Source organism: Plantactinospora sp. BB1 (genome assembly GCF_003030385.1).
GTDB lineage: Bacteria > Actinomycetota > Actinomycetes > Mycobacteriales > Micromonosporaceae > Plantactinospora.
The window spans coordinates 8,153,690-8,178,664 of sequence record NZ_CP028159.1; the positions used below are offsets into that span (position 1 = coordinate 8,153,690).

At 72.7% G+C, this 24,975-nt stretch carries 23 protein-coding genes and 1 pseudogene; 11 read left to right on the forward strand and 13 right to left on the reverse strand.

Annotation, left to right across the window (positions count from 1 at the left end):
* Nucleotides 1-47: 47 nt before the first annotated feature.
* Genes C6W10_RS35775 through C6W10_RS35800 form a run of 6 tightly spaced genes read right to left on the reverse strand, consistent with a single transcriptional unit; the run spans nucleotide 48 to nucleotide 5,753 of the window.
* The gene (locus C6W10_RS35775) at nucleotides 48-1,604 is read right to left on the reverse strand and encodes a fused response regulator/phosphatase (protein WP_107263393.1); all 1,557 of its coding nucleotides are present in this window, start codon (nucleotides 1,602-1,604) and stop codon (nucleotides 48-50) included.
* Entirely contained in the window at nucleotides 1,601-2,983 is a 1,383-nt protein-coding gene (locus C6W10_RS35780) for a HAMP domain-containing sensor histidine kinase (RefSeq protein WP_107264558.1), read from the reverse strand. Before C6W10_RS35780 ends, C6W10_RS35775 begins: the two co-directional genes overlap by 4 nt.
* Nucleotides 2,984-2,996: 13 nt before the next feature.
* A complete protein-coding gene (locus C6W10_RS35785; RefSeq protein WP_107263394.1) occupies nucleotides 2,997-4,025 on the reverse strand; it encodes a SpoIIE family protein phosphatase in 1,029 nt (342 codons plus the stop codon).
* Complete coding sequence (locus tag C6W10_RS35790; protein ID WP_107263395.1) at nucleotides 4,007-4,432, reverse strand: anti-sigma regulatory factor; 426 nt, start codon at nucleotides 4,430-4,432, stop codon at nucleotides 4,007-4,009. Before C6W10_RS35790 ends, C6W10_RS35785 begins: the two co-directional genes overlap by 19 nt.
* Complete coding sequence (locus tag C6W10_RS35795; RefSeq protein ID WP_107263396.1) at nucleotides 4,429-4,878, reverse strand: STAS domain-containing protein; 450 nt, start codon at nucleotides 4,876-4,878, stop codon at nucleotides 4,429-4,431. The genes C6W10_RS35790 and C6W10_RS35795 overlap by 4 nt, the downstream gene beginning before the upstream one ends.
* On the reverse strand, nucleotides 4,878-5,753 hold the full coding sequence (locus C6W10_RS35800; RefSeq protein ID WP_107264559.1) for an STAS domain-containing protein: 876 nt from the start codon (nucleotides 5,751-5,753) through the stop codon (nucleotides 4,878-4,880). The genes C6W10_RS35795 and C6W10_RS35800 overlap by 1 nt, the downstream gene beginning before the upstream one ends.
* Before the next feature lie 307 nt (nucleotides 5,754-6,060).
* Here C6W10_RS35800 and C6W10_RS35805 point away from each other — a divergent pair, with 307 nt between their 5' ends.
* The 3 genes from C6W10_RS35805 to C6W10_RS35815 all read left to right on the forward strand — a co-directional run bounded on the left by C6W10_RS35805 (nucleotide 6,061) and on the right by C6W10_RS35815 (nucleotide 8,929).
* Nucleotides 6,061-6,450 (forward strand): VOC family protein, encoded by a 390-nt coding sequence (locus tag C6W10_RS35805; RefSeq protein ID WP_107263397.1) that lies wholly within the window; start codon nucleotides 6,061-6,063, stop codon nucleotides 6,448-6,450.
* A 94-nt stretch (nucleotides 6,451-6,544) separates the two neighbouring features.
* Nucleotides 6,545-7,726: an alanine racemase gene (locus C6W10_RS35810; RefSeq protein ID WP_199853810.1), complete on the forward strand. Its 1,182-nt coding sequence runs from the start codon at nucleotides 6,545-6,547 to the stop codon at nucleotides 7,724-7,726.
* A gap of 297 nt (nucleotides 7,727-8,023) precedes the next feature.
* Entirely contained in the window at nucleotides 8,024-8,929 is a 906-nt protein-coding gene (locus tag C6W10_RS35815; RefSeq protein ID WP_159104882.1) for a hypothetical protein, read from the forward strand.
* 109 nt (nucleotides 8,930-9,038) lie between these two features.
* Here C6W10_RS35815 and C6W10_RS35820 read toward each other — a convergent pair whose 3' ends face one another.
* Nucleotides 9,039-11,954 carry a BTAD domain-containing putative transcriptional regulator gene (locus C6W10_RS35820; protein ID WP_107263399.1) on the reverse strand — a complete coding sequence of 972 codons (2,916 nt, stop codon included), beginning with the start codon at nucleotides 11,952-11,954 and terminating at the stop codon, nucleotides 9,039-9,041.
* Nucleotides 11,955-12,127: 173 nt separating this feature from the next.
* Complete coding sequence (locus tag C6W10_RS35825; protein WP_107264561.1) at nucleotides 12,128-12,601, reverse strand: Lrp/AsnC family transcriptional regulator; 474 nt, start codon at nucleotides 12,599-12,601, stop codon at nucleotides 12,128-12,130.
* A 112-nt stretch (nucleotides 12,602-12,713) separates the two neighbouring features.
* Here C6W10_RS35825 and C6W10_RS35830 point away from each other — a divergent pair, with 112 nt between their 5' ends.
* The 3 genes from C6W10_RS35830 (at nucleotide 12,714) to C6W10_RS35840 (ending at nucleotide 15,685) form a co-directional block, all read left to right on the forward strand.
* Nucleotides 12,714-14,111, forward strand: coding sequence for an APC family permease (locus tag C6W10_RS35830; RefSeq protein ID WP_107263400.1), 1,398 nt, complete (start codon nucleotides 12,714-12,716; stop codon nucleotides 14,109-14,111).
* Complete coding sequence (locus C6W10_RS35835; RefSeq protein WP_107263401.1) at nucleotides 14,104-14,685, forward strand: GNAT family N-acetyltransferase; 582 nt, start codon at nucleotides 14,104-14,106, stop codon at nucleotides 14,683-14,685. Before C6W10_RS35830 ends, C6W10_RS35835 begins: the two co-directional genes overlap by 8 nt.
* Nucleotides 14,686-15,058: 373 nt before the next feature.
* Nucleotides 15,059-15,685 (forward strand): class I SAM-dependent methyltransferase, encoded by a 627-nt coding sequence (locus C6W10_RS35840; RefSeq protein ID WP_107263402.1) that lies wholly within the window; start codon nucleotides 15,059-15,061, stop codon nucleotides 15,683-15,685.
* 1,433 nt (nucleotides 15,686-17,118) lie between these two features.
* Here C6W10_RS35840 and C6W10_RS35845 read toward each other — a convergent pair.
* Both C6W10_RS35845 and C6W10_RS39035 read right to left on the reverse strand, forming a co-directional pair.
* Nucleotides 17,119-17,616 (reverse strand): NUDIX hydrolase, encoded by a 498-nt coding sequence (locus C6W10_RS35845; protein WP_234359116.1) that lies wholly within the window; start codon nucleotides 17,614-17,616, stop codon nucleotides 17,119-17,121.
* Between the two features lie 129 nt (nucleotides 17,617-17,745).
* Nucleotides 17,746-17,877, reverse strand: a pseudogene (locus tag C6W10_RS39035) (integrase core domain-containing protein); the annotation flags it as partial.
* A gap of 35 nt (nucleotides 17,878-17,912) precedes the next feature.
* Here C6W10_RS39035 and C6W10_RS35850 point away from each other — a divergent pair.
* From C6W10_RS35850 to C6W10_RS35865, 4 genes are all read left to right on the forward strand, one after another.
* A complete protein-coding gene (locus tag C6W10_RS35850; protein ID WP_199853811.1) occupies nucleotides 17,913-18,272 on the forward strand; it encodes a phosphopantetheine-binding protein in 360 nt (119 codons plus the stop codon).
* Between the two features lie 199 nt (nucleotides 18,273-18,471).
* Nucleotides 18,472-19,410, forward strand: coding sequence for a phytanoyl-CoA dioxygenase family protein (locus C6W10_RS35855; protein ID WP_159079445.1), 939 nt, complete (start codon nucleotides 18,472-18,474; stop codon nucleotides 19,408-19,410).
* Nucleotides 19,411-19,426: 16 nt separating this feature from the next.
* On the forward strand, nucleotides 19,427-20,644 hold the full coding sequence (locus C6W10_RS35860; RefSeq protein ID WP_159104883.1) for a glycosyltransferase: 1,218 nt from the start codon (nucleotides 19,427-19,429) through the stop codon (nucleotides 20,642-20,644).
* Nucleotides 20,638-21,498: a formyltransferase family protein gene (locus C6W10_RS35865; RefSeq protein WP_107263405.1), complete on the forward strand. Its 861-nt coding sequence runs from the start codon at nucleotides 20,638-20,640 to the stop codon at nucleotides 21,496-21,498. The genes C6W10_RS35860 and C6W10_RS35865 overlap by 7 nt, the downstream gene beginning before the upstream one ends.
* Nucleotides 21,499-21,550: 52 nt before the next feature.
* Here the strand turns inward: C6W10_RS35865 and C6W10_RS35870 are convergent, their stop codons facing one another.
* Nucleotides 21,551-22,675 carry an FAD-binding oxidoreductase gene (locus C6W10_RS35870; RefSeq protein ID WP_107263406.1) on the reverse strand — a complete coding sequence of 375 codons (1,125 nt, stop codon included), beginning with the start codon at nucleotides 22,673-22,675 and terminating at the stop codon, nucleotides 21,551-21,553.
* Between the two features lie 137 nt (nucleotides 22,676-22,812).
* On the opposite strand from C6W10_RS35870, the gene C6W10_RS35875 reads away from it, so the two are divergent.
* Nucleotides 22,813-23,763 (forward strand): NAD(P)-dependent oxidoreductase, encoded by a 951-nt coding sequence (locus C6W10_RS35875; RefSeq protein ID WP_159104884.1) that lies wholly within the window; start codon nucleotides 22,813-22,815, stop codon nucleotides 23,761-23,763.
* Here the strand turns inward: C6W10_RS35875 and C6W10_RS35880 are convergent.
* Nucleotides 23,731-24,591 carry an aminoglycoside phosphotransferase family protein gene (locus tag C6W10_RS35880; RefSeq protein WP_159104885.1) on the reverse strand — a complete coding sequence of 287 codons (861 nt, stop codon included), beginning with the start codon at nucleotides 24,589-24,591 and terminating at the stop codon, nucleotides 23,731-23,733. The two genes, C6W10_RS35875 and C6W10_RS35880, sit on opposite strands and share 33 nt — an antisense overlap.
* Nucleotides 24,525-24,779: a hypothetical protein gene (locus C6W10_RS35885; RefSeq protein WP_159104886.1), complete on the reverse strand. Its 255-nt coding sequence runs from the start codon at nucleotides 24,777-24,779 to the stop codon at nucleotides 24,525-24,527. Before C6W10_RS35885 ends, C6W10_RS35880 begins: the two co-directional genes overlap by 67 nt.
* Between the last annotated feature and the right edge of the window lie 196 nt (nucleotides 24,780-24,975).

The following is a 24,975-nucleotide window of genomic DNA, read 5'->3' on the forward strand; positions in this document are numbered from 1 at the left end:
GTCGGGCGTGCGCCGGGAAGGCCGGTCGGCGTCCCGCCTCGGCGGCCTCAGTGCCGGCGCAACGCCACCACGGCGATGTCGTCGGTGACGTCCACCGGGCCGAGTTCGGCCAGCAGTCGCCGGCAGAACCCGTCGAGGTCCGGTTCGACCGTCGCCGCCGAGCCGGCCAGGTCGTCCAGCCGGCGGTCGAGATCGATGTCCCGGCGTTCGACCAGGCCGTCGGTGTAGAGCACGAGGGTGGCGCCGGGGGGAAGGACGAGTTCCAGGTCGTCCGGCCGATCGGCCCGTACGCCGAGCAGCGGGGCCCGGTGTACGACGAATTCGGTCGAGTCCGCCGTGACGACCAGCGGCGGCAGGTGCCCGGCACTGGCCAGCCGCATCCGGCCGGTCGCGGGCTCCAGGGTCAGCAGGCAGAGCGTCGCGAACTCGCCCGGCAGCAGGGTGCGCAGGAGTTCGTCGACCCGTTCCAGGATGCCGCCCGGCGGATGCCGCTCCACGGCGTACGCCCGGATCGCGTGCCGGAGTTCGGCCATCACGGTCGCGGCGTGCAGCGAGTGGCCCGCCACGTCGCCGATCGCGACGACCAGCCGGCCGTCGATCATCGCGAGTTCGTAGAAGTCGCCGCCGACCTCGGTCTGCGCGCTCGCCGGCTCGTAGCAGACGGCGAGGTCGAGGCCGGGTACGGCGGGCAGCCGGCGGGGCAGCAGGCTGCGCTGGAGTGTCACCGCGATCCGGTGCTCCTCGTCGTACGAGCGCTGCGCCTCGACCGCCGTCGCCACCGCCTGGACGAGCTGGCTGAGTACGGCGGACTCGGTCGCCAGCACCGATTCCGGTACCCCCACCTGCACGGCCGGGCGGTCGGGCCGCAGCCGTGCGGTGGCGACCCGGATCCGGTCGTCCGGGTGGACCGGCACCGGCCAGTCGGCCGGCGTCTCGGTGCGCATCCCGACGCCGACCGGCACCGCCCGGAGATCGGCCGCCCACTCCTGGATCGTCGCCGGCCCGTCCGGTTCGCCGACCACCGCCGCCCAGCCCCGTCCGTCGGCGTCCTGCCCGGCGACCAGCGCCCCGGTGCCGAAGATCCGGGCCGCTCCGCTCGCCGCGGCGGTCAGCATCGACGCGAACGAGGGTGCGGCGTTCACCGCCAGGGTGGTCTCGGCGAGCCGGGCGAGCCGGGTGGCCAGCAGTTCGGCCCGGCTGCGGGCCCGGTAGTAGCGCAGCGCCGCCTGGGTGGTGGCGATCAGCTCGTCCGGCTCGATCGGTTCGACGAGGTACGCGTCGGCGCCCCGGGTCAGCCCCTGCGCCCGGTCGGCCACGCTGACCGCGTGCGCCGAGACGTGGATGACCGGTCGGGAGGCGTGCCGAGGGTCGGACTTGATCCGCTCGCTCACCTCGAAACCGCTCATGTCGCCGAGCCGTACGTCGAGGACGACGAGGTCGATCTCCTCCCGCTCCATCCGGTCGAGCGCGGCACCGCCGCTGTCCGCCTGCACGACGGTGAATCCGGCCCGGGTGAGCCAGCTCACCAGCAGGTAGCGCTTGGCGGCGCTGTCGTCGACCACCAGGATGGTCGCGCCGGTGCCGACCTGTTCCGGGCTGTTCACGGCACCGGTTCCAGCGGCAGGTGGACGCTGAACGTGCTGCCCCGGTCGGGCTCGCTGGCGACCCGCAGGTCGCCGCCGAGCAGCCGGGAGAGCCGCCGGGCGTACGGCAGGCCCAGGCCGGTGCCCCGGGCGCCGGTCGGCGATCCATGCCCCGGTACCTGGTAGAACTCCTCGAAGATCCGCTCCTGGAGTTCGGCCGGAATGCCGATCCCGGTGTCGCGGACCCGGACGACCAACGAGTCGTCGGCGACCTCGGCCGTCATCCGGACCTCGCCGTACTCGGTGAACTTGAGCCCGTTGTGCAGCAGGTTGCGCAGCACCTGGGTCAGCAGCACCTCGTCGGTACGGATAACCGCCGGCGGTTCGGGGTCGACGACCACCAACTGGACCTCGGGCCGGGTGGCCATCGCGCGTACCGTGCCCCGGAGCTGGCCGAAGACGGCCCGCAGCTCGACCTCGGACCAGTTCGGCTCGATCGCGCCGGACTCCGCCTTGCCGAGGTCGAGCAGGTCGTTGACCAGCGACAGCAGGTCGGCGGCGGAGCTGCGGATCAGCTCGGCCTGCTCCCGCTGCTCGGCGGTGAGCGGGTCGGAGGCCGGGTCCAGCAGCAGCCGGGTAAGCCCGATCACCGCGGTCACCGGCGCGCGCAGTTCGTGGCTGACGTTGGCCAGGAACCGGGTCTTCGCCTCGCTGGCCGTGCGGAGCTGCACCGAGCGGTCCTCCAGCTCGGCGTGCAGCGCGACGACGCCCCGGTTGGTCTCGTCGAGTTCCTCGGAGAGCTGCGTGTAGAGCGCGAGTACGCCCCGGTTGGTCTCGGCGAGTTCCGCGTTGAGCCGGGCGAGTTCGTCGCGCTGGGCCCGGGTCTGCTCCAGCGCGGCGAGGAGCTGCTCGTTCTGCTCGGCCATCTCCTCCAGCGGAGTACGGGCGGCCGAGGCGTTCAGGTTGTCGCGTATCACGTCGAGACGCTCCGGCGTCAGCGTGGTCGTGGCAGGGATCTTGCGGGTCATCCGGATGACGGTGGCGTCACCGTCCCGGCCGACGTCGAAGGTGTCGACCAGCCGGCCGACGAGCAGGGCGCCGGTGAGCGTCCGCGCCGACGTGCCGGCCGGCAACACGCTGCTCACCTCGGTGACCAGCGTCGCCCCGGACTCGCCGACCGCGGCCGTGAAGGCGACCTCGGCCCGGGCCGCGGTGGGCAGGGTGACCACGAGGTACCGGCCGATCTCGCTGAGCGCGGTGGCGAGCCGGACCTGGTCCTGGTGTTCCATGCCGACCGCGGCGGCGACCTCCCGGCCACGCTGGCGGACCAGGAACACGTCCGACTCGGCGCGCAGCGTCAGCCGCAGCAGTGCCGCGCCGGCCGCCGTACCCTCGGTCATCTCCGGTCCCTGGTCACGGCGTGGCCCGGGCGACCAGGACGCAGGCGTCGTCGCGGCGTACGGCGGCATCCCGTAGGAGCGTGCCGGCGATCACCTGCGGCGAGCGCCCCAGCAGTCCGGGATAGTCGGCGAGCCGCCAGCGGTCGGTCACCCCGTCGCTGTGCATGACCAGGCAGGCGCCGCCGGGGAACGGGTAGTCGAACTCGCGTACGGTCCGACGCTGGTGACCGACGATGCCGGGCATGGAGACCAGGCCGCGCCGTTCGTCGTAGTGCTGCACGGAGCCGGCGATGTTGCCGAGCCCGGCGTACCGCAGCAGCCCGGCCGCCGGGTCGAATTCGGCGACCGCGGCGGCGGCGCCCCGGGTGTGGCTGATCGCCCGGTGCAGGTGTTCGAGGACCGCCGCCGGAGGTGCCGCCGGGGCGAGGTGGAACGCGTGTACGGCGGCCCGGGCGGCCACCGCAGCGAGCGGCCCGTGCCCGAGTCCGTCGCAGACCAGCACCTGCCGCCGGCCCTCGACGGTACGCACCGCGAACCCGTCGCCGCAGGACTGCTCGCCGCTCATCGGCCGGCTGAGCCCGGCGATCCAGTCCGGCTCGGGTGCCCGCGCCGGCCAGACCTGGGCGGCGCTCACCGTGCCGCGTCCGGGCAGGGAGTAGACGTCGAACCAGCTCGACTGCCGGCCGATCGCCCCGAGCCCGATGCCCAGGGAGCCGGCGGTCGAGTGGCCGTCCCGGGTCGACGAGACCACGTCGCTCATGCCGGGGCCGGAGTCGACGGCGATCAGCTCCACCCCGGCCACCTCGTTGTTCCGGGCCGGCCGGACCAGCAGTTGTCCGCTGTCGGCGTGCTTGACGAGATTGCTGGCGAGTTCGGCCGCGACGATGGCCAGGGCGCCGGCGTGGGCCTCGTCGAGCCCCATCCGGCCGGCCAGCAGCTCGGCGGCCCGGCGTACCGTGCCGACCGCACCGGGCTCCTCGACCTGGAACCAAACGCCCTCGTCGTCGAGCCGGTGGTCGCCGCTCACATCGACCGCGCCCATTTCGTGATGGTGACCCGGGTCCCCCGACCCTTGCCGGTGTCCACCTCGAACTCGTCGACCAGTCGACGGGCGCCGCCGAGGCCGAGGCCCAGGCCGCCACCGGAGGTGTAGCCGTCGGTGAGCGCCAGCTCCAGGTCGGCGATCCCGGGCCCGTCGTCGGAGAAGACGATCCGGATGCCCTTGCGGCGACCGCTGTCCACGACGTCGACCTCGGCGCCGCCGCCACCGCCGTAGACCAGGGTGTTCCGGGCCAGCTCGCTCGCTGCGGTGACCAACTTGGTCTGGTCGACCAGGGAGAGCGAGACCGCCACGGCGGCGGTGCGGACGAGCTGCCGGACCCGGACCACGTCCGCGTCCGAGCTGATCGTCACGAGCTGCGGAGTGGTCAGCTTGGCGGCCCCGGTCAAGACGTGATCGCCGTCGGGTGGTCGGAGTCGGGGCCGAGGGCGAGCATCCACGCCGTGTCCGACTCCGCGCCCGGTGCCGAGTCCGGCTCCTCCTGCCGCGACCGGGCCAGCAGCTCCATGCCGCGTTCGACGTTGAGCGCGGTCCGGATGCCGTTCAACGACAGGCCCAGCTCGACGAGGGTGATCGCGACGGCCGGGCGCATCCCGACCACCACTGTCTCGGCGTCGAGTACCCGGGCTATCGCCGCGATGGTGGAGAGCATCCGGCCGACGAAGGAGTCGACGATGTCCATCGCGGTGATGTCGATGATCACCCCGTGGCAGCCGCTCTCCACGATCCGGTCGGAGAGGTCCTGTTGCAGGGCCAGCGCGGTCTGGTCCTCCATGTCGACCTGGATCGAAACCAGGAGCAGGTCGCCGATCTTGAGGACCGGTACCCGGTCCATCAGGCGCCCCGGGTCCCGGCCGTGCCGCTGCCGTTGCTCCGGCGGGACTGCTCGATCATCCGCAGGGCGTGCCGGAGCGCGTCGGCCAGGGTCGCCTTGGTGGCGATGTCACCGAACTCGATGCCGAGCGCCACGATGGTCTGGGCGATCTGCGGCCGGATGCCGGAGACGATGCACTCGGCGCCCATCAGCCGGGCGGCCACCACGGTCTTCAGGATGTGCTGCGCGACCTGGGTGTCCACCGCCGGTACGCCGGTGATGTCGATGATCGCGTACGGCGAGCCGGTGTCGACCAGGGTCTGCAACAGTCGTTCCATCACGACCTGGGCCCGGGCCGAGTCCAGGGTGCCGACCAGCGGGATGGCGACGACGCCCTCCCAGAGCTTCACCACCGGGGTGGAGAGTTCCAGGAGCTGTTCGGCCTGCTCGCTGAGCAGTTCCTCCCGGGACCGGGCGTACCGCTCGAAGGTGAACAGCCCCAGTTCGTCGACGACCGCGGAGGCGGCGACGTAGTCCGCCAGCGTCTGCTTGTCGCCGGCATGGACGTCCAGCACGTCGAGCAGGGCGCTCTTGAGCGAGAAGACGCTGACCGCCGTCTCGGAGGCGGTGAAGCCCTGCTGCGCCCGGCTGCGGGACATCTCCACGAGGGTGGACCGGAGCGCGGCCGACCCCTCGGCGGAGAGGTCGAACCGTCCGTCGTCGAGCGCGGAGCGCAACGCCCTGTGAAGCTCCCGCACCTGCTGGCGCAACTCCGTCTGGGTCATCCGACCCCGCAGGGAGGCGGCGACGACCTCGGTCCAACGCTCGACCAGCCGCTCCGAGTGGGTCTCGAGTACCGCGGCGAATCGGCTGCTCTCGTCGGCCGTGATGCCCATCATTCCCTCCCCGATCCAGGTCGCGGCCACTCCTGGTCGGGCCGGCCGGTGGACTGTATCACCGGGCCCGGTGGGAGCGGTCCCGAGGCCGCTGTGGCCAGCCGATATCGGTGGTACGCGATGCCCCGCCGCGCGGCTGGCCGGGCCGGCGCTCCTGGGCCGGGCCGCCGGAGGTCGAGGACGGGTTGTCGGCTCCGACCTCTGCTGCGTGGTGCCGCCGAGGTGCCGCCGCGCCCCGGAGGGTCGACGGCCGTGAGCCGTGGGCTGTGGGCCGTGGGCGCGACATCGTGACCTGGAGGGAAAGACCATGGGACATCAGGTGGTGCACTTCGAGATCATCGGTACCGATCCGGCGGCGCTGCGCGGCTACTACGGTGAACTCTTCGGCTGGGAGTTCGGCGTCGGCGACGCCGCCACCGAGGCGGTCTCCGCGCCGGGCGAGTACGGCTTCGTCGACGGGAGCGCGACCGGCGACGGTACCGGGATCAACGGCGGCGTCGGCGGCGGCGCCGGATACCAGCGCCGGGTCCTGTTCTACGTGGGAGTTCCCGACGTCGAGGCGGCGCTGCGGAGGGCCGAGAGCCTCGGCGGGACCCGGGTGCTCGGTCCCGCCCCGGACAGCGGTGGAGCCTTCTCGGTCGGGCACTTCACCGATCCCGAGGGCAACCTGGTCGGAGTCGCCGGCCCGCCGCGCTGACCGGCGCCCCGGCACAGGCTGCTGACCCCGGCCGCCCCGGTTCCGGCCGGGGTGGGCGGCCTAGACTTGCCCGGGCAACCCGGAGGAGAGCGCCGTGACCCTGACCAGTGACGCCCGGCCGGCGCCGGCCGGCGAGGTACGGCCCGCCGAGGGCCAGCCCGAGACCCCGTTCCTGGTGGTCGACCCGGAGCGGGTGGGCCGGAACATCGCCCGGCTTCGGTCCCGGCTGGCCCGGCTGGGCACCCCGCTGCGCCCGCACGTCAAGACGGCGAAGTCGCTCGCCGTCGCCCGGCTGCTCTTCGACGGCGAACCGGGGCCGATCACCGTGTCGACGCTGCGCGAGGCGGAGGTCTTCGCCGCACACGGCTACACCGACATCCTGTACGCGGTCGGGCTCGCCCCGCAGAAGCTGGACCGGGTACTGGCGCTGCACCGCGCCGGGGTGGACCTTCAGGTACTGATCGACAGCGTCGCCCAGGCCGAGGCGGTGGCCGCCGCCTCGGCCCGGACCGGGATATCCGTCCCGGCGCTGATCGAGGTCGACTGTGACGGGCACCGGGGCGGGCTGCTCCCGGACGACCCGACGGCGGTGCGGATCGCCGAGACGCTGGAGCGGGGCGGCGCCGAGGCCCGGGGAGTGTTGCTGCACGCCGGTGGGTCCTATCACTGCCGGTCCCGGGAGGAACTCGTCGCGGCGGCGGAGAACGAGCGGGCCAGCGCTGTCCGGGCCGCCGAACTGCTCCGGTCGGCCGGGTTCGCCGCGCCGGTGCTGAGCGTCGGCTCGACCCCGACCGCGCACTTCGCGGAGGACCTCACCGGGGTCACCGAGGTCCGGGCCGGCAACTTCGTCTTCTTCGACCTGGTGATGGCCGGGATCGGCGTCTGCACCGTGGACGACCTGGCGATGTCCGTGGTCGTCACGGTCATCGGCCACCGGCCGGAGAAGGGCTGGATCCTCACCGACGGCGGCTGGATGGCCACCTCGCGCGACCGGGGTACCTCGGCGCACCCCGTCGACCAGGGGTACGGCCTGGTCGCCCGGCTCGACGGGCCGCTCTATCCGGACCTGGTGATGACCGACGCCAGCCAGGAGCACGGCATCCTGACGGTCCGCCCGGACAGCCCCGCCGCGCTGCCCGATCTTCCGGTCGGTACCCGGGTCCGGATCCTGCCGATCCACGCCTGCGCGACCGCCGCCCAGCACGACGAGTATCTGCTGCTCGACCCGGCCAGCGGCGACGCGACCGAGGTCTGGCCCCGGCTGCGCGGCTGGTAGCCGCCCGTCCGCCCAGCGTCGGTACGGCGCAGCAGGCGGGCCTCCTCTCGCCAGGGTCAGCCGAGGAACGCGAGGACGACGACACCGAATCCCCAGCGGTACGCCGAGCAGCATGCAGAACTCGGCCAGTGACCGGGACACCACCTGTCCGCGCCGGTAGTGGACGAGATCCCACACCGCGTGGGCCGCTGACCTGCGATTTCATCGTCGCCGAAGAGTTGCCGAAACCCGGCCGGCCACCGTTGTCGGCAGTTACCCGGGCCGATCGTCGACCCGGAACGAGAAGGGAACAGGGCAATGACTCGGATGTACCGCTGGTTCGCCCCGGCCGGTGCCGCCACGATCGTGCTGGCCGCCCAGGTCGGAATCCAGTTGGCCGGCGCCGGCCCGGCCGCGGCGGTGACCGGCATCGAGAAGGTGACGTCGCCGCTGTCGGCGGTCGACTCACAGCAGACGCACACCGCCCGGGCGCAGTGCCCGGCCGGCAAGTGGGTGATCGGCGGCGGGGGCTGGGCCTTCGCCGTGGCCGCTGCGGACAGCGCCAAGGTGACGCTGGTGCAGCTCTTCCCGGAGCACCGCACCGACGGGACGCCGGACAGCTACGTGGTGACCGGCTCGGAGACCACGGCCGCGATGACCGGCGACTGGTGGGTGCAGGCGTACGCCATCTGCGCCAGTCCGTCGGGGCTGGCCGGCTACCAGGTGGTGGGTACCCGGAACTCGGCGACCTCGTCACCTGTCGAGGTGGAGGCGCGGGCGTCCTGCGGCACCAGGCGGGCCCTCGGCGGCGGCGCCCGGATCGTCAACCCGGGACGGGACGTGGCACTCCAGGTGTCCCGCGCCTCCGCCACCGGTGACATCTTCCGGGCCACCGCACACGAGGACGCCAACGGCTACGCCGGGAACTGGACCGTGGACGCGTACGCGGTCTGCGTGAACCGGCCGGCCGGCTACCAGGTGGTCACCACCGCCTCGACGCAGAGCGACTCGGAGGCGGAGAAGATCGCGTTCGCGCGCTGCCCGACCGGTACCCGGGTGCACGGTGCGGGTGCGGCCATCTCCGACGCCGCACCCGGTGGCGTGTCGCTTCAGGTGATCTACCCGGCCAACGCGCTCGACGACGTCGAGGTGTTCGCGGTGGAGAACACCCCGGTCAGCCAGGACTGGGACTTCATCGTCAGCCAGGCGATTTGCGCCTCCTGACGACCGGAGCGGGCCGCCACCGTCCACCGGTGGCGGCCCGCGAGACGTTCCGGGCCGGGCGGCGGATCCCGAGCCGGGACAGCACCGCCATCCATCCGGGACAGCAGCGCTAACCGTCCACGGTGGCGCCGGCCGTACCCGTCGGAAGCGCGCTCCGCACCCGGCCGGCCTCCCGGGCCGCGAGCAGGTGCCGGCGGACCCGGTCGGCGTCCGGATGGCCCATCTCGTCGTGCAGCAGCAGGGCCCGTTCCCAGGCCCGCACGGCGGCCCGGAGCTCACCGTTGCCGTGCAGCGCCTCGCCCAGGCAGGTCAGCGTCTCGGCGGCGCCGGCCCGGTCGCCGACCTCGGCGAAGAGATCGAGCGCCCGCCGGCAGCCGGCGACCGCCGCCCGGTACGCCCCGGCGGCGCATTCCAGATAGCCGAGGCTCTGCCAGTTGGTGGCCGCGCCGTGCCGGTTGCCGATCTCCTCGTTGAGCCGGAGCGCCTGCCGGCACAGCTCCCGGGCCTGGTCGTGGTCGCCGAGCCGGGTCAGCATGCAGGCGATGTTGTTCAACGCCCGGGCCTGCCCGGTCAGGTGGCCGGCCTCCCGATAGAGGTCGAGCGAGCGTCGGTCGTGACGGAGCGCCTCCATGTCACGACCCTGCTGTTCGAGGATCCGCGCGATGTTCACCCGGGTCTGCGCCTGGTTGGCCCGGTCGCCGACCGCGACGAAGAGCCGGGCCGCCTCGGCGAGGTGGGTCCGGGCCTGGTCGAGGCGGCCGAGCTGGGTCTGGGCCCGGCCGAGATTCCGGTGTACGTGGGCCTGCGCCGCCTCGTCGCCGATCCGGCCCGCCGCCTCCAGGGCGGTACGCTGCACGGCGATCTGGTCGTGCCAGTACCCGCTGAGGTTGAAGAAGCTGGTCAGGCTCCAGGCCAGCTCCCAGCAGTGCCGGTCGAAGCCGGTCCGGCCGGCCCAGTCGACCAGGGCGTGCAGCGTCCGGTGCTCGGCGTGCAGCCAGGCTCTCGCCCCGGCCTGGTCGGCGAAGGACTCGACTCCGGCCCCCGGCACCGGCTCGGCGAGCACGATCGGGTCCCGGTGCGGATAGAGCAGCCGGTCGGCCGCGTACGCGGTGTGCAGATAGTGGTCGAGCAGCCGGTTCGCCGCCGTACGCCGGTCGGTGCCGGTCTCCTCCGCCTCGGCCCGCTCGGCGGCGTACGCCCGCAGCAGGTCGTGTCGGGCGTACCGCCCCGGCGACCGCTCGTCGAGCAGGTGTGCCTGGGCCAGCTCGGTCAGTGGCCGGCGGGCCGCCGCCACCGGCAGGCCGGCGAGGCTGGCCACGGCCGGGCCGGTCAACTCGGCTCCGGGGTGGAGTCCGACCAGCCGGAACACCCGGGCGGCGGTGGGACTCAGCGCCCGGTAGGACCAGGAGAAGACCGCCCGGACGTCCGCCGCCGGGTCGCCGCCGTCGAACGGGTCGAGGCTGTCGCCGGCGGTCCGCAGCTCGGCGGCCAGGTCGGTGAGGCGGAAGCTCCGGTAGGCGGCGGCACGGGCGGCCACCACGGCCAGCGCCAGCGGCAGCCGCGCGCACCGGGCCGCGATCTCGGCCACGGCGGCCGGCTCCTCGGCCACCCGGTCGGTGCCGAGGCGCCGGGCCAGGAAGTGCCGGGCCTCGGCCGGGCTGAACAGGTCGACGCCGACCGGCCGGGCACCGTCGACCGCGACCAGGCCGGCGAGCCGGTTCCGGCTGGTGACCACGGTGGCGCAGCCGGGTGCGCCGGGCAGCAGCGGGCGTACCTGCGCGGCGTCGCGGGCGTTGTCGAGGACGACCAGGATCCGCCGCCCGGCGACGAGGCTGCGGTAGAGCGCGGTCTGCGCGGCGAGCCCCACCGGTACCCGCCGGGCGGCGATCCCGAACGCGTCGAGAAAGCCACGTACCGCCTCCTCGGGGGCGACCACCACGCCGTCCGGGTCGAAGCCGCGCAGGTTGACGTAGAGCTGCCCGTCGGGGAAGTGGTCGGCGTTGCGGTGTGCCCAGTACAGCGTCAGGGCGCTCTTGCCCACCCCGGCCGAACCGGAGACCACGGCGGTGGCGCCGGTATCCGAGGGCGGGTCGAGGAGCCCGTCCAGTTCGGTCAGTTCGTACTCCCGGCCGGTGAACGCGACCGGCGGCGCCGGCAGTTGTCGCGGCACCGACGGCGACGCGGTGGTGGCGGTGCCGGCCGGTGGCCGTTGCGGGGCCGGCGCGGGCGGGCCGTCCAGCGCCGGGTCGTTGGTCAGGATCTGCCGGTGCAGTCGGCGCAGCGCCGGGGCCGGGTCCATGCCCAGTTCCCCGGCCAGCCGGGACCGGACCTCCTGGTAGTGCCGGAGCGCGTCGGCCTGCCGGCCGCAGCGGTAGAGCGCGGTCATCACCTGCCCGGCGATCCGCTCGTCGAACGGGTACCCGGCGGCGCGGGCGGCCAGTTCGCCGAGGAGTTCGGCATGCCGGCCGGCGGCGAGGGCGAGATCGGCCAGGTCGAGTTCGGCGGCCAGCCGCTCGGCGGCGAGCGTGGTCCGGAGCCCGGCCAGCCAGGGTGTGTCGAGGGTGCCGAAGGGCTCGCCCCGGCAGAGCGACAGCGCCGCTTCGAGCAGTGCCGCCGGGGTTTCGCCGTCGATCCGCGGTGTTGACGGGGCTTCGCCGCCGGTGTCGGGGTTCTCGGGACGGGCGAGGGAGCGGGCCCGGGCGAGCAGCCGGCGGAACCGGTGCAGGTCGACCGCGTCCGGCTGCACCGTCAGCAGGTATCCGTCCGACCGGTGGGTGATGGCGAGCCCGCCGCTGCCGCCGAGCAGGGTACGCAGCCGGGAGACGTACCCGGCCAGCGCGTTGCGGGCGTGCCGGGGTCGCTGCTCGCCCCAGACCCGGTCCAGCAGCCGGTCGGCCGGGACGATCCGGTTGGCGTCGACCAGCAGCGCCGCCAGTACGCAGCGCTGCCGCGCGTGCCCGAGATCGACCGGCCGCCCGTCGACCAGGGCCCGCACGTCGCCGAAGAGCAACAGCTCCACCGCCATCGCCGGCCGTACCTCCTGACCCGGGTCACGTTCGGTGACGCCGTGACAGCAGGATGCCGCACCGTACCGGTGCCGAGCAGCCTATTTCGCGACTGCCGGGCGGTCCCCGGCCGCGCTGGCTCGGTCAGCGGAGGTGGAGGTTGAGTCAGCGGAGTTGGGTCAGCGGAGTTGGGTCAGCGGAGTTGGCTCAGCGGCAGGGGGCCACGGGTCTTCACCGTGCGGATGGCGAAGGTGCTGCGGGCGTCCACGATCGCCGGGATGACCAGGATCTGGTCGATCAGCAGCCGCTCGTACGCGGCGAGGTTGGCCACCGCCGCCTCCACCAGGAAATCGGCGGAGCCGGAGATCACGTGACAGGCGACGACCTCGGGGATGCCGCTCAGCACCGACTCGATCCGGGCCGCCGTCTCCCGGGAGTGCTGCCCGACCTTCAGCTCGATGAAGACGGTCAGGTCCAGCCCGAGCCGGGCCCGGTCCAGCTCGGCCCGGTAGCCGGCGATCAACCCGTCCTGTTCGAGGGCGCGTACCCGACGCAGGCAGGCCGACGGCGAGAGCGCGACCGCCTCGGCGAGGTCGACGTTGGCGATCCGCCCGTCGGTCTGGAGGCGGTCGAGGATCGCCCGGTCCGTGGAGTCGTACGAGGCCATCGGCACATCATGCGGCAACATCTGCATGTGACGCAACGATGTTGCGTAGCAGCGAGTCCAGGCGCGCACATTTGCCATCGTGTGCCTCGGGTACGCTGCAAGACTCCATGGCATGACCAGTGTGACGAGCCTGACCGGCCAGCGTGCGGCCGTCGTACCCGATCTCGGTGTGCTGCGCGGAGCCGCGCTCTACGTCGGAGCCCTGCTCGGGCCGGGCCTGCTGCTGTTGCCCGGCCTGGCGGTGACCCGGGCCGGACCGGCGTCGATCCTGGCCTGGGCCGGCCTGCTGGTCGCGTCCGGCCTCTTCGCGGTCGTCTTCGCCGCCCTCGGCGTGCGTCACCCGTCGGCCGGCGGAGTCCGGGCGTACGCGGAGGCGGGTCTCGGTCCCCGGGTCGGCCGGGCGGTCGCCTGGTGCTTCCTCGCCGGGGTGGTCACCGGTGCGCCGATCGTCTGCGTCACCTGCGGAAACTACGTCGCCGACCTGCTCGGCGGCGGCGTCGGGCTCGCCTGCGTCACCGCGGCGGTACTGCTGCTCGGCACCCTCGGGGTGACGCTGCGCGGCGTCCGCACCTCGGCCACGGTGCAGTTCGGCCTGGTCGTGCTGCTCGTTACGATCGTCGTCGGCGCGGTCGCCGGGGCGGCACCGGCGAGCAGCACCGCCAACTGGACGCCGTTCGCGCCGCACGGCTGGGCGGCGATCGGCCCGGCGGCCTCGACCCTGATGCTCGCCTTCGTCGGCTGGGAGGCGATCGCACCGCTGACCAACCGGTTCGCCGAGCCCCGCCGGCAACTCCCGGTCGTCATCGGCATCGCCTTCGGCGTCACCACCGTGATCTACCTGGCGCTCGGCGCCGTCACCGTCGCCGCGCTCGGCCCGCAGGCGAGCACGTCGGTGCCGCTCGCCGCGCTGCTCACCCTCGCCGTCGGCCCGGCCGGGCAGACCGTGGCCGCCGTCGGCGCGGTGGTGCTCACCGTCGGCGCCGTCCTCGCGTACCTCTCCGGCGCCGGCAGCCTGGCCCGCTCGCTGGCGCCCGGCCGGGTCGTCCGGGACACGGTGCCAGCCTGGCTGGTCGCCGCCCTCCTCGGCTCGGGTGCCCTGCTGATCGGGCTGCTCGGCAGTGGGGTGATCAGCCTGGCCACCCTGGTCAACGTGCCGACGACGTTCTTCCTGGTCGTCTACCTCGGCTGCACCGCCGCCGCCTGTCGGGTGCTGGCGGGGCCGCTGCGGGCGGTCGCCGCCGTCGCCTTCGGCGCGGTCGTCGTGGTGCTGGCCTTCAGCGGGTACGCCCTGATTCCCGCCGCCTGCGTCACCGCGCTGGCCCTGCTCGCCGCACGCCGGCCCGGCCGCCTCCGGCCCCGCCCGCGGGCCGATGCCTCTTCCTCGCAGGCCGATGTCTCTACCCCGCAGGCCGGTGCCTCTTCCCCGGACGCCGGCGCCGGTCGGTCGAGGCTCGTGCCGGGTCAGCCCGGGTGCGACGGAGATCAGGAACGATACTGGGAGCATGTCTGAGCTGGCACTGCCGATCCGTACCGAGCGACTGCTGCTGCGGCAGTACCGTCCCGACGACGTGGACGCGCTGTACTCCTACTACAGCGACCCAGTGGTCGCCCGCTACATCCCGTGGGAGCCGTGGACGCGGGAGTTCGCGGCCGAGATGGTCGGCCGGCGGATCCACTACACCAGCATCACCGGGATCGAATCCCGGCTGGCGGTGGTGGTGGAGCACAAGGGCGAGGTGGTCGGCGACCTGATCCTGTGGCCGGCCGACGAGACGCTGTCCCGGGGCGAGATGGGCTGGGCCTTCCACCCGTCGGTCTCCGGCCGTGGCTTCGCCACCGAGGCGGTACGCGCGTTCCTCGGCGTCGCCTTCACACACTGCGGGATGCACCGGGTGATCGCACAGCTCAACGCGTTGAACGAGGCGTCGGCGCGGCTCTGCGAACGGGTCGGCATGGTCAGGGAAGCGCACCTGCGGCGGGACTACTGGACCAAGGGCACCTGGGCGGACAACCTGATCTACGGGCTGCTGGCCGAGGAGTGGGCCGGTCCCGGCGACCCGGTCGGCCGGGCGCGGCCACGGTAGGGCGGGCGGCAGGTTGCGGTCGCCACCACCATGGCCGGCGGCAGGTCAACTGGTCCGGGCGGCGTCGGCCGTTATGTAGAACCTGTAGGTGGTGGTCGTCCAGCGGAGCCCGCCGGCGGTGACGCTGCGGACGGTCAGGGAGTGGTACCGGGCGGCACGATCTCGTACGACCCGTTGCTGCGCACTAGCCACCACCCGGCCCACGAGCCCGGCTCAGGAGCGGGACGTGGAGCTGATGGCTGGCAACAGGCCGCCCGGGGCCGCCGACCGCGCCGTGAGACATGAGCAGGATCTCGCGCGGCGCTGTGATCCTAAGGAGCCCTGTGCCGATAAATGAGTCGGCAAGCGCCACCCGCACTCGTAGCGTCCGAGGATGGGCAGCAACGACGAGCGCGACTTGGTCCGACGCGGGTACGACGCACTCTCCTACCACTATCGATCGGACGATGCCGACGACGGTCAGTACGCCCCCTGGCTCGCGGGCCTACATCGCCGCTTACCGGCGTCAGCAGCGGTCCTCGACCTCGGATGCGGGTGCGGCGTGCCGGTCGCCCGCTTCCTCGCCAACGCCGGGCACCACGTCACCGGCGTCGACATCAGCGACGTGCAGATCGAGCGGGCACGCCGCCTGGTACCGACCGGCACCTTCTTCCGTGACGACGCCACGCAACTCGACCTGCCACCGGGCTCGTTCGACGCCGTGGTCTGCCTCTACGCCCTCATCCACATGCCCCTGGCCGACCAACCCCGGCTCCTCAACAGCATCGCCACCTGGCTACGCCCCGGTGGCTGGCTGCTGACCACCGTCGGCAACAGCGCCTGGACCGGTACCGAGGACAACTGGCTCGACGGCTCCGCCACCATGTGGTGGAGCCACGCCGACGCCCCCACCTACCGGTCCTGGCTACAAGAGGCGGGACTGACGATCACAGCCGAGGACTTCATCCCGGAAGGCGCCAGCGGACACGCCCTCTTCTGGGCGCAGCGCCTACAGAGCTGACCAGTCCCGCGACGCGCCAAGTCCGGAACCCCGTCCACCTGATCATATCGACTTCGGCTAGGCCAAGCATCGAGCAGCAGCAACCGGGACTAGACAGGGCACCCTCTCGGGGCTTCCGCCCTGCCATCGATTCGATGTTCGGCGTAGATCGTGCGCCCCGGATCCTGGCTGTGATCGCCATACGGATGCGGCGGATGAGGCGCTCCGGTCCGTAGGTGTCCAAGTCCTCGGCGGCGACAAAACCGCCCGGAAGGGCACCGCTACTGGCCCGCGAATGGCCCGCAAGATCGATCAGAGCCGGAAACAGAACGGCCCAGGCTTGGCGAACTACCGCTGACCTGGGCCCGAGAGACTGGAGCGGGCGACGGGAATCGAACCCGCATCCTCAGTTTGGAAGATCGTTTCCGCCTGCCCTGATCTGTCCGTTGTGCCTGGTCAACGGCGGGTTGGCGATGACCGGTACTGCCCGCTGGTGACCGTCTACGGCATCGGCTTCTGGCACGTGGCTGGCACGCGCTCGACCTCAGGGCGACTGGCCGGCGTCGTACGGCTTCCTGTCCCGGCCTTCGGGCCGGGACGGCTTGCCGTGGCGCCGGTTCACCGTGCGCCTGGACCACGTACTCCGGTGGCAAGCCGCGAAGCGGCTCGGCAGCGATCGCCCTACGCTCGACGGTGCCCCCCAGCAACCCGTGCGATCGTCACGGCATTGTCCGGTGGCATCCCCGTACGACGACCGACGCATTACGAGATCAAAACGGGCGGCCCGACAATCTGCGCGGACGGCGGTCTACCAGCGGTTCTGCTTCTCCTCATCTCTCGCAGCTCTGCCGCCGTCAACCGGCCTCTTGCGGACCGCTCATGGCCGACGGGATTGCCCCTGCCATCTAGGCTGAGCGGCATGCGCTGGCCCATGTACCTCGCCTATCTGTCGACTTTCGCCATCTTGACAGCGGCTGGGCTTTTCCTCAGCGACTGGCCTTGGTGGGCACTCGCCGTGGTCGGTGCAATCGCCATGCTTCCGGTGATAGTGATCGACCGAGTTTTCCCGGCTCGCCGGAACAGACGCCAGTCAAGCTAGTAGCCGCATGCATTGCCGCATCGCCCTGGTTTACCAGCTGCTTGAAAGCGGATTTCCTCGTCGGGGTGTCGTAGACCGTCCAGCCTCCCCGGACGGGGCCAAGGTGGAGTGCCCTACCGGACGAACGACCTTGACCCCGTCTGAAGAGGCTGGTAGCCCTTGTGGTGCCCGATGAGGTGATCTACAGCGCATCTCGTGTCGTCATCCGGCGGCCCACCGGGCTTCCCGCCCTCCGCGCCAGCCGCCGGGCGTGTTGCGTGGCCGGAGTCGGAGCGGCAGCGGAGCGACGGCCGCGCGCTCAGGCGGCGGCGCGTGCGGCCCGTCAAGGGCCGCCTTGAAGACGTACAGAAACGTCTCACGGCTCGGGCAGGGTCTCAGGCTGCGGGCCCGCCATCATTCCGTGTTCGGCATAGATCGTGCGCCCTCGGGTCCTGCCTGCAATCGCCGTACGGATGCGACGGATCAGGCGGTCTGGCCCGTAGTCGTCCAAGTCCTCGACGGCGACAAACCGCCACTCGGTGATTTCGCCGTCGGTGAAGGCGATGCGGCGTTGGCGGTCACCGTCGAAAGGGCCCGCGTCGAAGACGAAAAGGAGCTTGTCACCCTCGTTGGCAGCGGGCGCCCAGTCGATGACGAGGAGAGCGCCCACGTCAACTGTGAGACCAAGCTCTTCCTGAACCTCCCGCATGCAAGCGGCGCGGGGTGACTCGCCGAGCTGGACGTAGCCACCAGGGATCTCCCAGCCCTGCTTGTAGCTGGGGCGCACGAGGAGCACGCGGCCGGCGGCGTCGAAGAAGAGGGCGCCTGCGGCAACGCGTGGCGTTGCCATAGGTGGCTGCTGGGAGGCGGTCACTCCCGGCAGCGTAGGTGTGCTTCCCACCGCCGGCACGCGCCACGCGGGTAGGGAGGCATGGAGCGGCTACGTAGGCTCCTTCAGATGACCGCCGCTGTCGATGCCGCTCGCTCCCTCGCCCGGCAGCGGCTAGATGTAGGGACCAGCATCGTTGTTGACGCGGCTGATGGGTGGTTGGCCTCCGAGTGCGGTGTGTCCGCGATGGTGGTTGTAGGTGTGGATCCAGGTGGGTAGAGCGTCGGCGCGGTGTTGGTTGCTGGTTGTCGCGGGTGTTGCCGGAGTACATGGTGCCGTCGGTGTTTGTGTGGTTGGCGGCGTTGCCGTTGACGGCGAATGGGAAGTTGGATCGGCGGGCGTTGCCGGTGCCGGTGGAGCGTCCGGAGTTGGAGGTGGCGTTCGAGGCGCCGCGTTCGGTGACGGAGCGGGTGTTGGCGGGGTTGTGGGTGGAGTTGTTGGGGGTGGACCGGGTCGGGGTGCACGACAACTTCTTCGAACTCGGCGGACACTCCCTGCTGATGATGCAGTTGCTGTGGCGACTACAGGAACAGTTCGGTGCCGAGGTGCCACTCGAACTGCTCTTCGAGGCGAGTACGGTCGCCGAACTCGCCGCGGCCCTCGACGACCAGGCAATGTCGGCCGCACGGCCGACCGACTGACTCACCGACAACGCGAGCCGATCCGCCCATCGCGCGGGCGGAGGCCGCGTGCTGCACAACTGGGGAGTTCCTGCGGTTGCACGCCGAGTCCCGGGTGAATTCCACGCCCTGGCTGCCCTCGCGGAAGTTCGCTATACCTATGGCACACCGGCGGCCCGTCGCGTCCGGAGACAGGACGCGCATGGAGAGGAGCACCGGCATGGAATCGGCATTCGCATCCGAGGTACCGCTGACGGACGAAGAGCGGTCGCGGCTGGCCGACGACGGATATCTCGTACTGCGTGGCGTCCTTCCGGACGACGCACTGCAACCGGTCCGGGACGCGCTCGCCGCGGTCGTCGACCGGATGGCGCGGCAGTGGCGGGACGAGGGGCTCATCGAGCAGTTGCACGAGGACGCCCCGTTCACCACCCGGTGGTGGCTGATCCGCCAGCAGTTGCCGGCACTGCGCCCGGTGACCTGGCGCCGGGTGCTGGTCAGCGAGGCGATGTACCGGCTGTGGCGGCGCCCGGAGCTGACCGGCCGGATGCGGAGCTGGCTCGGCGACGAACTCTGGGCGCACGACACCTGGAACGGCCGTCCGCGCGAGCCGTGGGCACCGGTCCAGAAGATCGGCTGGCACCAGGACGCGTACTACCTGCGGGGCTGGGAGCCGGCCGACGGCAACATCCTGACCTGCTGGATTCCGCTGGTGCCGGTCGACGCCCGGGCCGGTTGCCTCCAGATCCTGCCGGGCTCGCACCGGCACGGCGTGATCCCGCCGGAGTTCGACGAGTTCCGCAACAAGAACGTCTCGGTCGAGCGGCTCGGCCACATCGAGCCGGTCACCCTGCCGACCGTGCCGGGCGACGTGGTGATCTTCACCGAGAGCACGGTCCACCAGGCGCTGCCGAACGAGTCCGAGGGTGTGCGCTGGACCGTGGACGTACGGTTCGGCGCGGAGAGTCCGGCCATGCGGCGCAAGGCCCGAGGCGGATACCTCTGCCGGACGGCCGGCGACCCCGGCCGGATCGAGAGCTACGACGAGTGGGCGGCCAAGTACGACCCGCGCACCGGGGCGATGGCCGCACAGCTGCGCGCCATCGACGCGGCCGCGATGCGCAGCGGAAGCATGGCCCGGGACATCAGCACCTACTGACGGAACTGGGGGTTTCGTGGCCAACATAGCCGTGGCCAGCCTGGGCTCACGCGGAGACCTCTTTCCGCTGCTCGGGATCGGGCGGTCGCTGCGGGACCGGGGCCACCGGGTCACCGTCTTCGAATATTCGGAGTACGCGGACGACGTCGCCCGGACCAACCTGCGGTTCGCGCCGCTGGGCACCGGCAGCGCCTGCCAGGAGGTCTTCGAGAACTCGGGAGAGACGTCCCAGGCGCTGTCCCAGCTGATCCGCCGGGTGGCGCTGCCGACCGCGGCCGAGGCGGCCCGCCGGATCGTCGCCGAGGGACCCTTCGACGTCGTGATCGCCAACCACTTCCAGTACGGCGGCCAGCTCGCCGCCGAACTGCTGGGCGTACCGCTGATCTCGGTGACCGGGGTCGACATCGTCGAGCTGTACTATCCGCCGGCCGGCGCCTCGGCCGAGGAGCGTGCCCTGGCCGAGCGCACGCTGCGGCTGGTGGACCGGCTCGGCACACCGCCGCTGAACGCCATCCGGCGCGAGCTGGGCCTGCCGGAGCGGCCCCACGCCAGCACCCTCGGCAGCCTCTCCGACGACGCCGTTCTGGTGATCGTCTCCGAGCTGTTCCTCTCGGGTACGGATTCCTGGCCCGACCATTTCCGCGTCGCCGGGTACCCGGCGTACGAGGGCAGCGACGGGCTCGCGGTGCCGCCACGGGTGCAGCGCTTCGTCGACCGTGCCGACCTGGGCCCGCTGGTCATCTGCACCCTGGGGGACAGCTGGGCCAACGACTACCCGCCGACCTGTGCCCACCTGGCCCGGCTGGCGCAGCGGCTCCGGTTCCGGGTGCTCTACCTCGTCTGCCGGGGCCGGGTCGACGCCGAGGGCGAGCACTGCCTGGTCCACCAGTTCGCCCCGCTGTCCCGGCTGTTGCCGCAGGCGAGGGCGATCGTGCACCACGCCGGCCGGGGCAGCCTGCTCACCGGGATGCGGGCGGGCGTACCGGCGCTGATGATCCCGCACTGGCTCGACGGTTTCGAGAACGCCCGCCGGGCCGAGCGGCTCGGCGTCGGTCGGGTGGTGGCGCCGGACCTGGATCCGGCGGCGGTGAGCCGGGCGATCACCGAGCTCCTGGGCGACGAGGCGTACCACGTCGCGGCCAGAGCGGCCGCCGCCCGCCTCGCCGAGGACCCCGATCCGGGACGGGTCGCCGAGGAACTCGTGCTCGGCACGGTCGGGTCGCGGTCGTGGTGAGCGCGGAACCGCCGATGCGGGTGGCGATCGGCGGCCGTGGCTGGCTGCCGGTACGGGCCGCCCGGCTGCTCGGCTCACTGGTCGCGGCCGGCGCGCTGGAGGCCCGGATCGAGGTGGTGCGCAACGACGGCGACCCGGGACGGGACACCTGGATGCCCTCGCTGGCGGCCCTCGCCGAGCGGCGTGGCTGGCGGGTGCACCGCACCGCGGAGACGGCCGGGCTCGGGCCACGGGACGTCTTCCTGTCGTTGCAGCACGACGTGATCGTGGACTGCGCCCGGCTCGGCGGTGCCGCCGCCTACAACCTGCACTTCGCGCTCCTGCCGCACTACCGGGGCAGCCTGACCTCGCTGCTGCCGATCCGCCGGGGCGAGAGCCGGGTGGGTGTCACCCTGCACGTGTTGGCGCCGTCGGTCGACGCCGGGCCGGTGATCGCGACCCGCGCCTTCGAGCTGCCACCCTTCACGACCGCGTACGACCTGTTCCAGACCTACCACCGGTACGGGTTCGAGCTGCTCAAGGAGCATCTGGAGGCGTTGCTGCACGGCACGGTCACCGCCACCGCGCAGGACGACTCCGCCGCGACCACGTTCTACCGCAGCTCGGTCGACTTCACCGACCTGGAGGTGAGCGACTTCGACCGCGACGCCGAGCAGGTGCGGGACTGGTGTCGCTCGCTCATCTTCCCGCCGATCCAGCTGCCGACGTACCGGGGCCGGCGGGTGGGCTCCTGCTACGTGCTGCGCTGGAACGGCGTCGCCGCCGCGCCCGGCACCGTCCTCGACGAGGATACCGACCAGGTGGTCGTGGCCTGCCGGCGTGACCTGGTGTGCCTGGAGTTCGCTACCGACTGACCGGTACGGCCGTGCCGCGCCACCACGTGCCGACCGCGCCGACCGTGCCCCGTCAGGCCAGCACGTCGAGCGGGCCAGCGGTGGCGGCCCGGGTACGCAGCGGGTCGAAGCGCCGCAGCGGGGCCGGGGTACGACCCGACGAGATCGCCAGCGCGATCGCCTCGGTCAGCGGCGGTGCCAGTTTGAAGCCCCGGCCGCCGAAGCCGTAGGCGACGAGCAGCCCGTCCCCGACCGGCCCGATGTAGGGCTGGCCGTCCCCGGTGAGGTCGAACTCGGACTCGACGACCAGCCGTGGCCGGGGCAGGGCCCGGTCCAGCCGGGTGGTCGCGGCGGCCCGGAGCGCGTCCAGGAAGGACCGGCCGCGCGCTTCGGTGCGGAGCGTCCCCAGCAGGCCCCCGCGAACCGGGCGCAGCAGCACGTCGTGCACCAGGTCCACGACGGCCGGCAGGGCACCGTGCGGGGCGCCGGAGCGGGCACCGCCGGCCTCGGGGAGGTCGGGGAAGAGGCCGAGGCTGACCGGCTGCCGGTGGATCCGGCGCCGGGTGGCCGGATCGGGCAGCAGCGCCGGAGTGGCCGCGCCGGCCGCCAGCAGGACTGCCGAGGCGTCCGAGGCGGGCCCGTCGGTGGTGCGGAGCCGCCAGCCGTCGCCGATCCGGTCCAGCGCGCGTACCCGGGTCAGCCGGAGCGCACCGCCCGCCCGCAGGAAGGCCCGGACCAGGGAGAGCAGCACGACCCGGGGGTCGGCGCAGCCGGAGTCGGGCTCGTACCAGGCCACGCCGGCCCCCGGGTCGTACCCGCCGGGGACCTCGGCCCGGTCGCACCGCCGCGGCGGGGTCCCGGAGCGCCCGGCGACGGCCCGGCCGGCCCGGGTCGCCGCCTCGGCGGCCTCCGCCGGGGTAACCACGACGACGCCGCAGCGCAGCAGGGCGGCCAGTGCCGGCGGCACCTGGTCGCTCCACCGCCGGTACCAGGAGAGCCCTTCCGCGGCCAGCTCCGGCTCGTCGCAGAGCGTCCGGAGCACCGCGGCCGACCCGGCGGTGGTGCCACCGACCAGCCGCTCGGCCAGCAGCAGCACCCGGTGGCCGGCGGCCTGGAGCCGCCACGCGGTGAGCGCCCCGATGATGCCGGCGCCGACCACCGCGACGTCGGCCCGTCCGGTACGCCGGTCCAGCGCCATCGGATCCTCCCCACGTCGAACCCTGGCCGTCGCACCGGCCACTGAGCAGAATGCGGGTTGCCGCGACTGTCGACAATCGCATCGGTGGTGTTCAGCATGGTGATTCCGGCCCGACCCGGTGCTCCGGTGGGGTGGCCGTGAGCCGGGTGGTCGTGCTCGGCGGCACGGGATTCGTCGGCGGGGCGATCGCCGGTCTCCTCGGCGCGGGTGGTCGACCGGAGCCCGGGGTGGTGGCCGTCGGACTGCCGGGCAGCGGCGCGGCGGTCCCGCGCGGCGTACCGGTGGTCGAGCGCGACCTGCTCGCCGACCCGGCGTCGGGCGAGGACCTGCTCCGGGGTGCCGACGCGGTGGTCTACGCGCTCGCGCCGGCCGGGCCGCGCCGTACCGCCGGGGAGCGGATGGTCGAGGCGGCCGGCCGGCTCGCCTCGGCGGCGGCCCGGGCCGGGGTACGTCGCTGGGTGCAGGTGAGCAACGTCAGCGTCTACGGTCCGGGCGACGGCTGGGTCGAGGACGACACCCCGGCCGATCCCCGCAATCCGCTCGGCGAGGCGACGGTGCGGATGGAGGAGACGGTACGGCGGAGGCTGGCGCCCGGGCCGACCCTCGGCACCTTCCTGCGGGCCGGACCGGTCTACGCGGAGGACCCGGAGCGGACCGGGGTGTCGGCGTCCTATGTGGACCCGGGACTGAACTGGCTGAGCTTCGTACGCCGGGACGACCTCGCCGGCGCCGTCCGGTTGGCGCTGGCCGGGAAGCTGCCCGAGGTGTGCGTGGTCGCCGACGGGGAGCCGCTGCGGGCGGTCGAGGCGGCCCGGCTCGCCGCCCGGTGGCGGGGGTGTGCGCCGCGACCGGTACCCGAGGCCACCGCGGCCCGGTTCGGCGCCGACGCGTACGCCGTGCTGACCTCGTCGGTACGGCTGCGCCCGGTGGCACTGCTGGCGGCCGGATGGCGCCCCTGCGCACCGTTGCGGGCGGCGACGCCGCACCCGCACCCGGCCGGCTCAGCGCAGCCCTCGGCCCGCTCAGCGCAGCCCTTGGCCGGCGCCGCACAGGGCTCAGCGCAGGGCGGATTCGAGGGCCGGCCGTAGCCGCCTGACCAGCCGCAGCGACCGCTCGCAGTAGGCCAGGTGGCTCGGTGGCGTGTCGCCCTGCGGTGCGTCGGTGCCGGCGAGCGAGCGGATCCCGTCCCGGAGCCGCTCCAGCCGCGCCTCGATCAGGTCGACCAGCCGGGACCGGTCCGTCAGCCCGTACGCGTCGCAGATCAGTCGTAGCCGGCGCGGCCGGTCCGGCACCGGCACGTCCGGATTGAGCGGGACGAAACTGAAGGCGGTCCAGGCCAGGTCCCAGCCGCGTGACCCGGGGGCGGCACCGTCGAAGTCGATCATCGCCTGGGGGAGTCCGTCGACGAAGACGCAGTTGTACACCGCGAAGTCGTTGTGGCAGACCACCTCCGCCTCCGGGTCACCCCGCAGCTCCGGGGGCTCCTGGAGGAAGGGATCCCAGCCGGGCAGCGTCCGCAGCGTCGTACCGGCCACCGCGTCGTGGTACCGGCGCAGCAGCCGGGCCGCCTCGACCAGCGCCCGGTCGTCGCCGACCCAGCGCCACGCCCGGGGAACCTCGCCCGGCAGATAGCTGAGCAGCTCGCGGCCCTGCCCGTCGACGCCGAGCAGTCGCGGTGACCGGTCGAACCCGACCGTCTCGAGGTGGGAGAGCAGCGCGTGCACCGGCGGGCTCCAGAAGCCCGTCCGGCGCCGTACGACGTCACCGCGCCGCTCCACCAGCGACATCGTGCCGCCGGAGAGCCGCTGCCAGTCGGCGTCGGTGGCGGAGGCCGTCCGCCGGTCGCCGGTCAGGAGGAGCCGACCTGCGCGCGAGCGGACTCGACGTACCCGATGATGCCGGACCGGCTGGCCCACCAGTCGGCTCCCAGCGCCTCGTCCTGGAATGGAATGGCGAGGTTCTGCTCCAGCAGGACGAGAAGTTCCAGCTTCTGCATGGAATCGATCGACCCGGTCAGGTCCTCGTCGTCCGGCGGCAAATACCCGAGGACCTCGCGCAACGCGTTGTCGACCTGTTCCGTCACGCCAACCATCTTGTCCGTCATGGTTTTTCCTTCCGGGAACGAGCGATCCGACAGCACGATCCAGCAGATGAGAGCCAACACCGCGACCGGGGCGAGGGCAAGTGGGATGTCGAACGTGAATGTGCAGTTTCGGTCGTGCGGGTCGGCGGCGCCAAAGCTAGCATCGACCTTGCTCGCCGAGAGGAGGGCGACGTGTACGGCATGTTGCCTGACTATT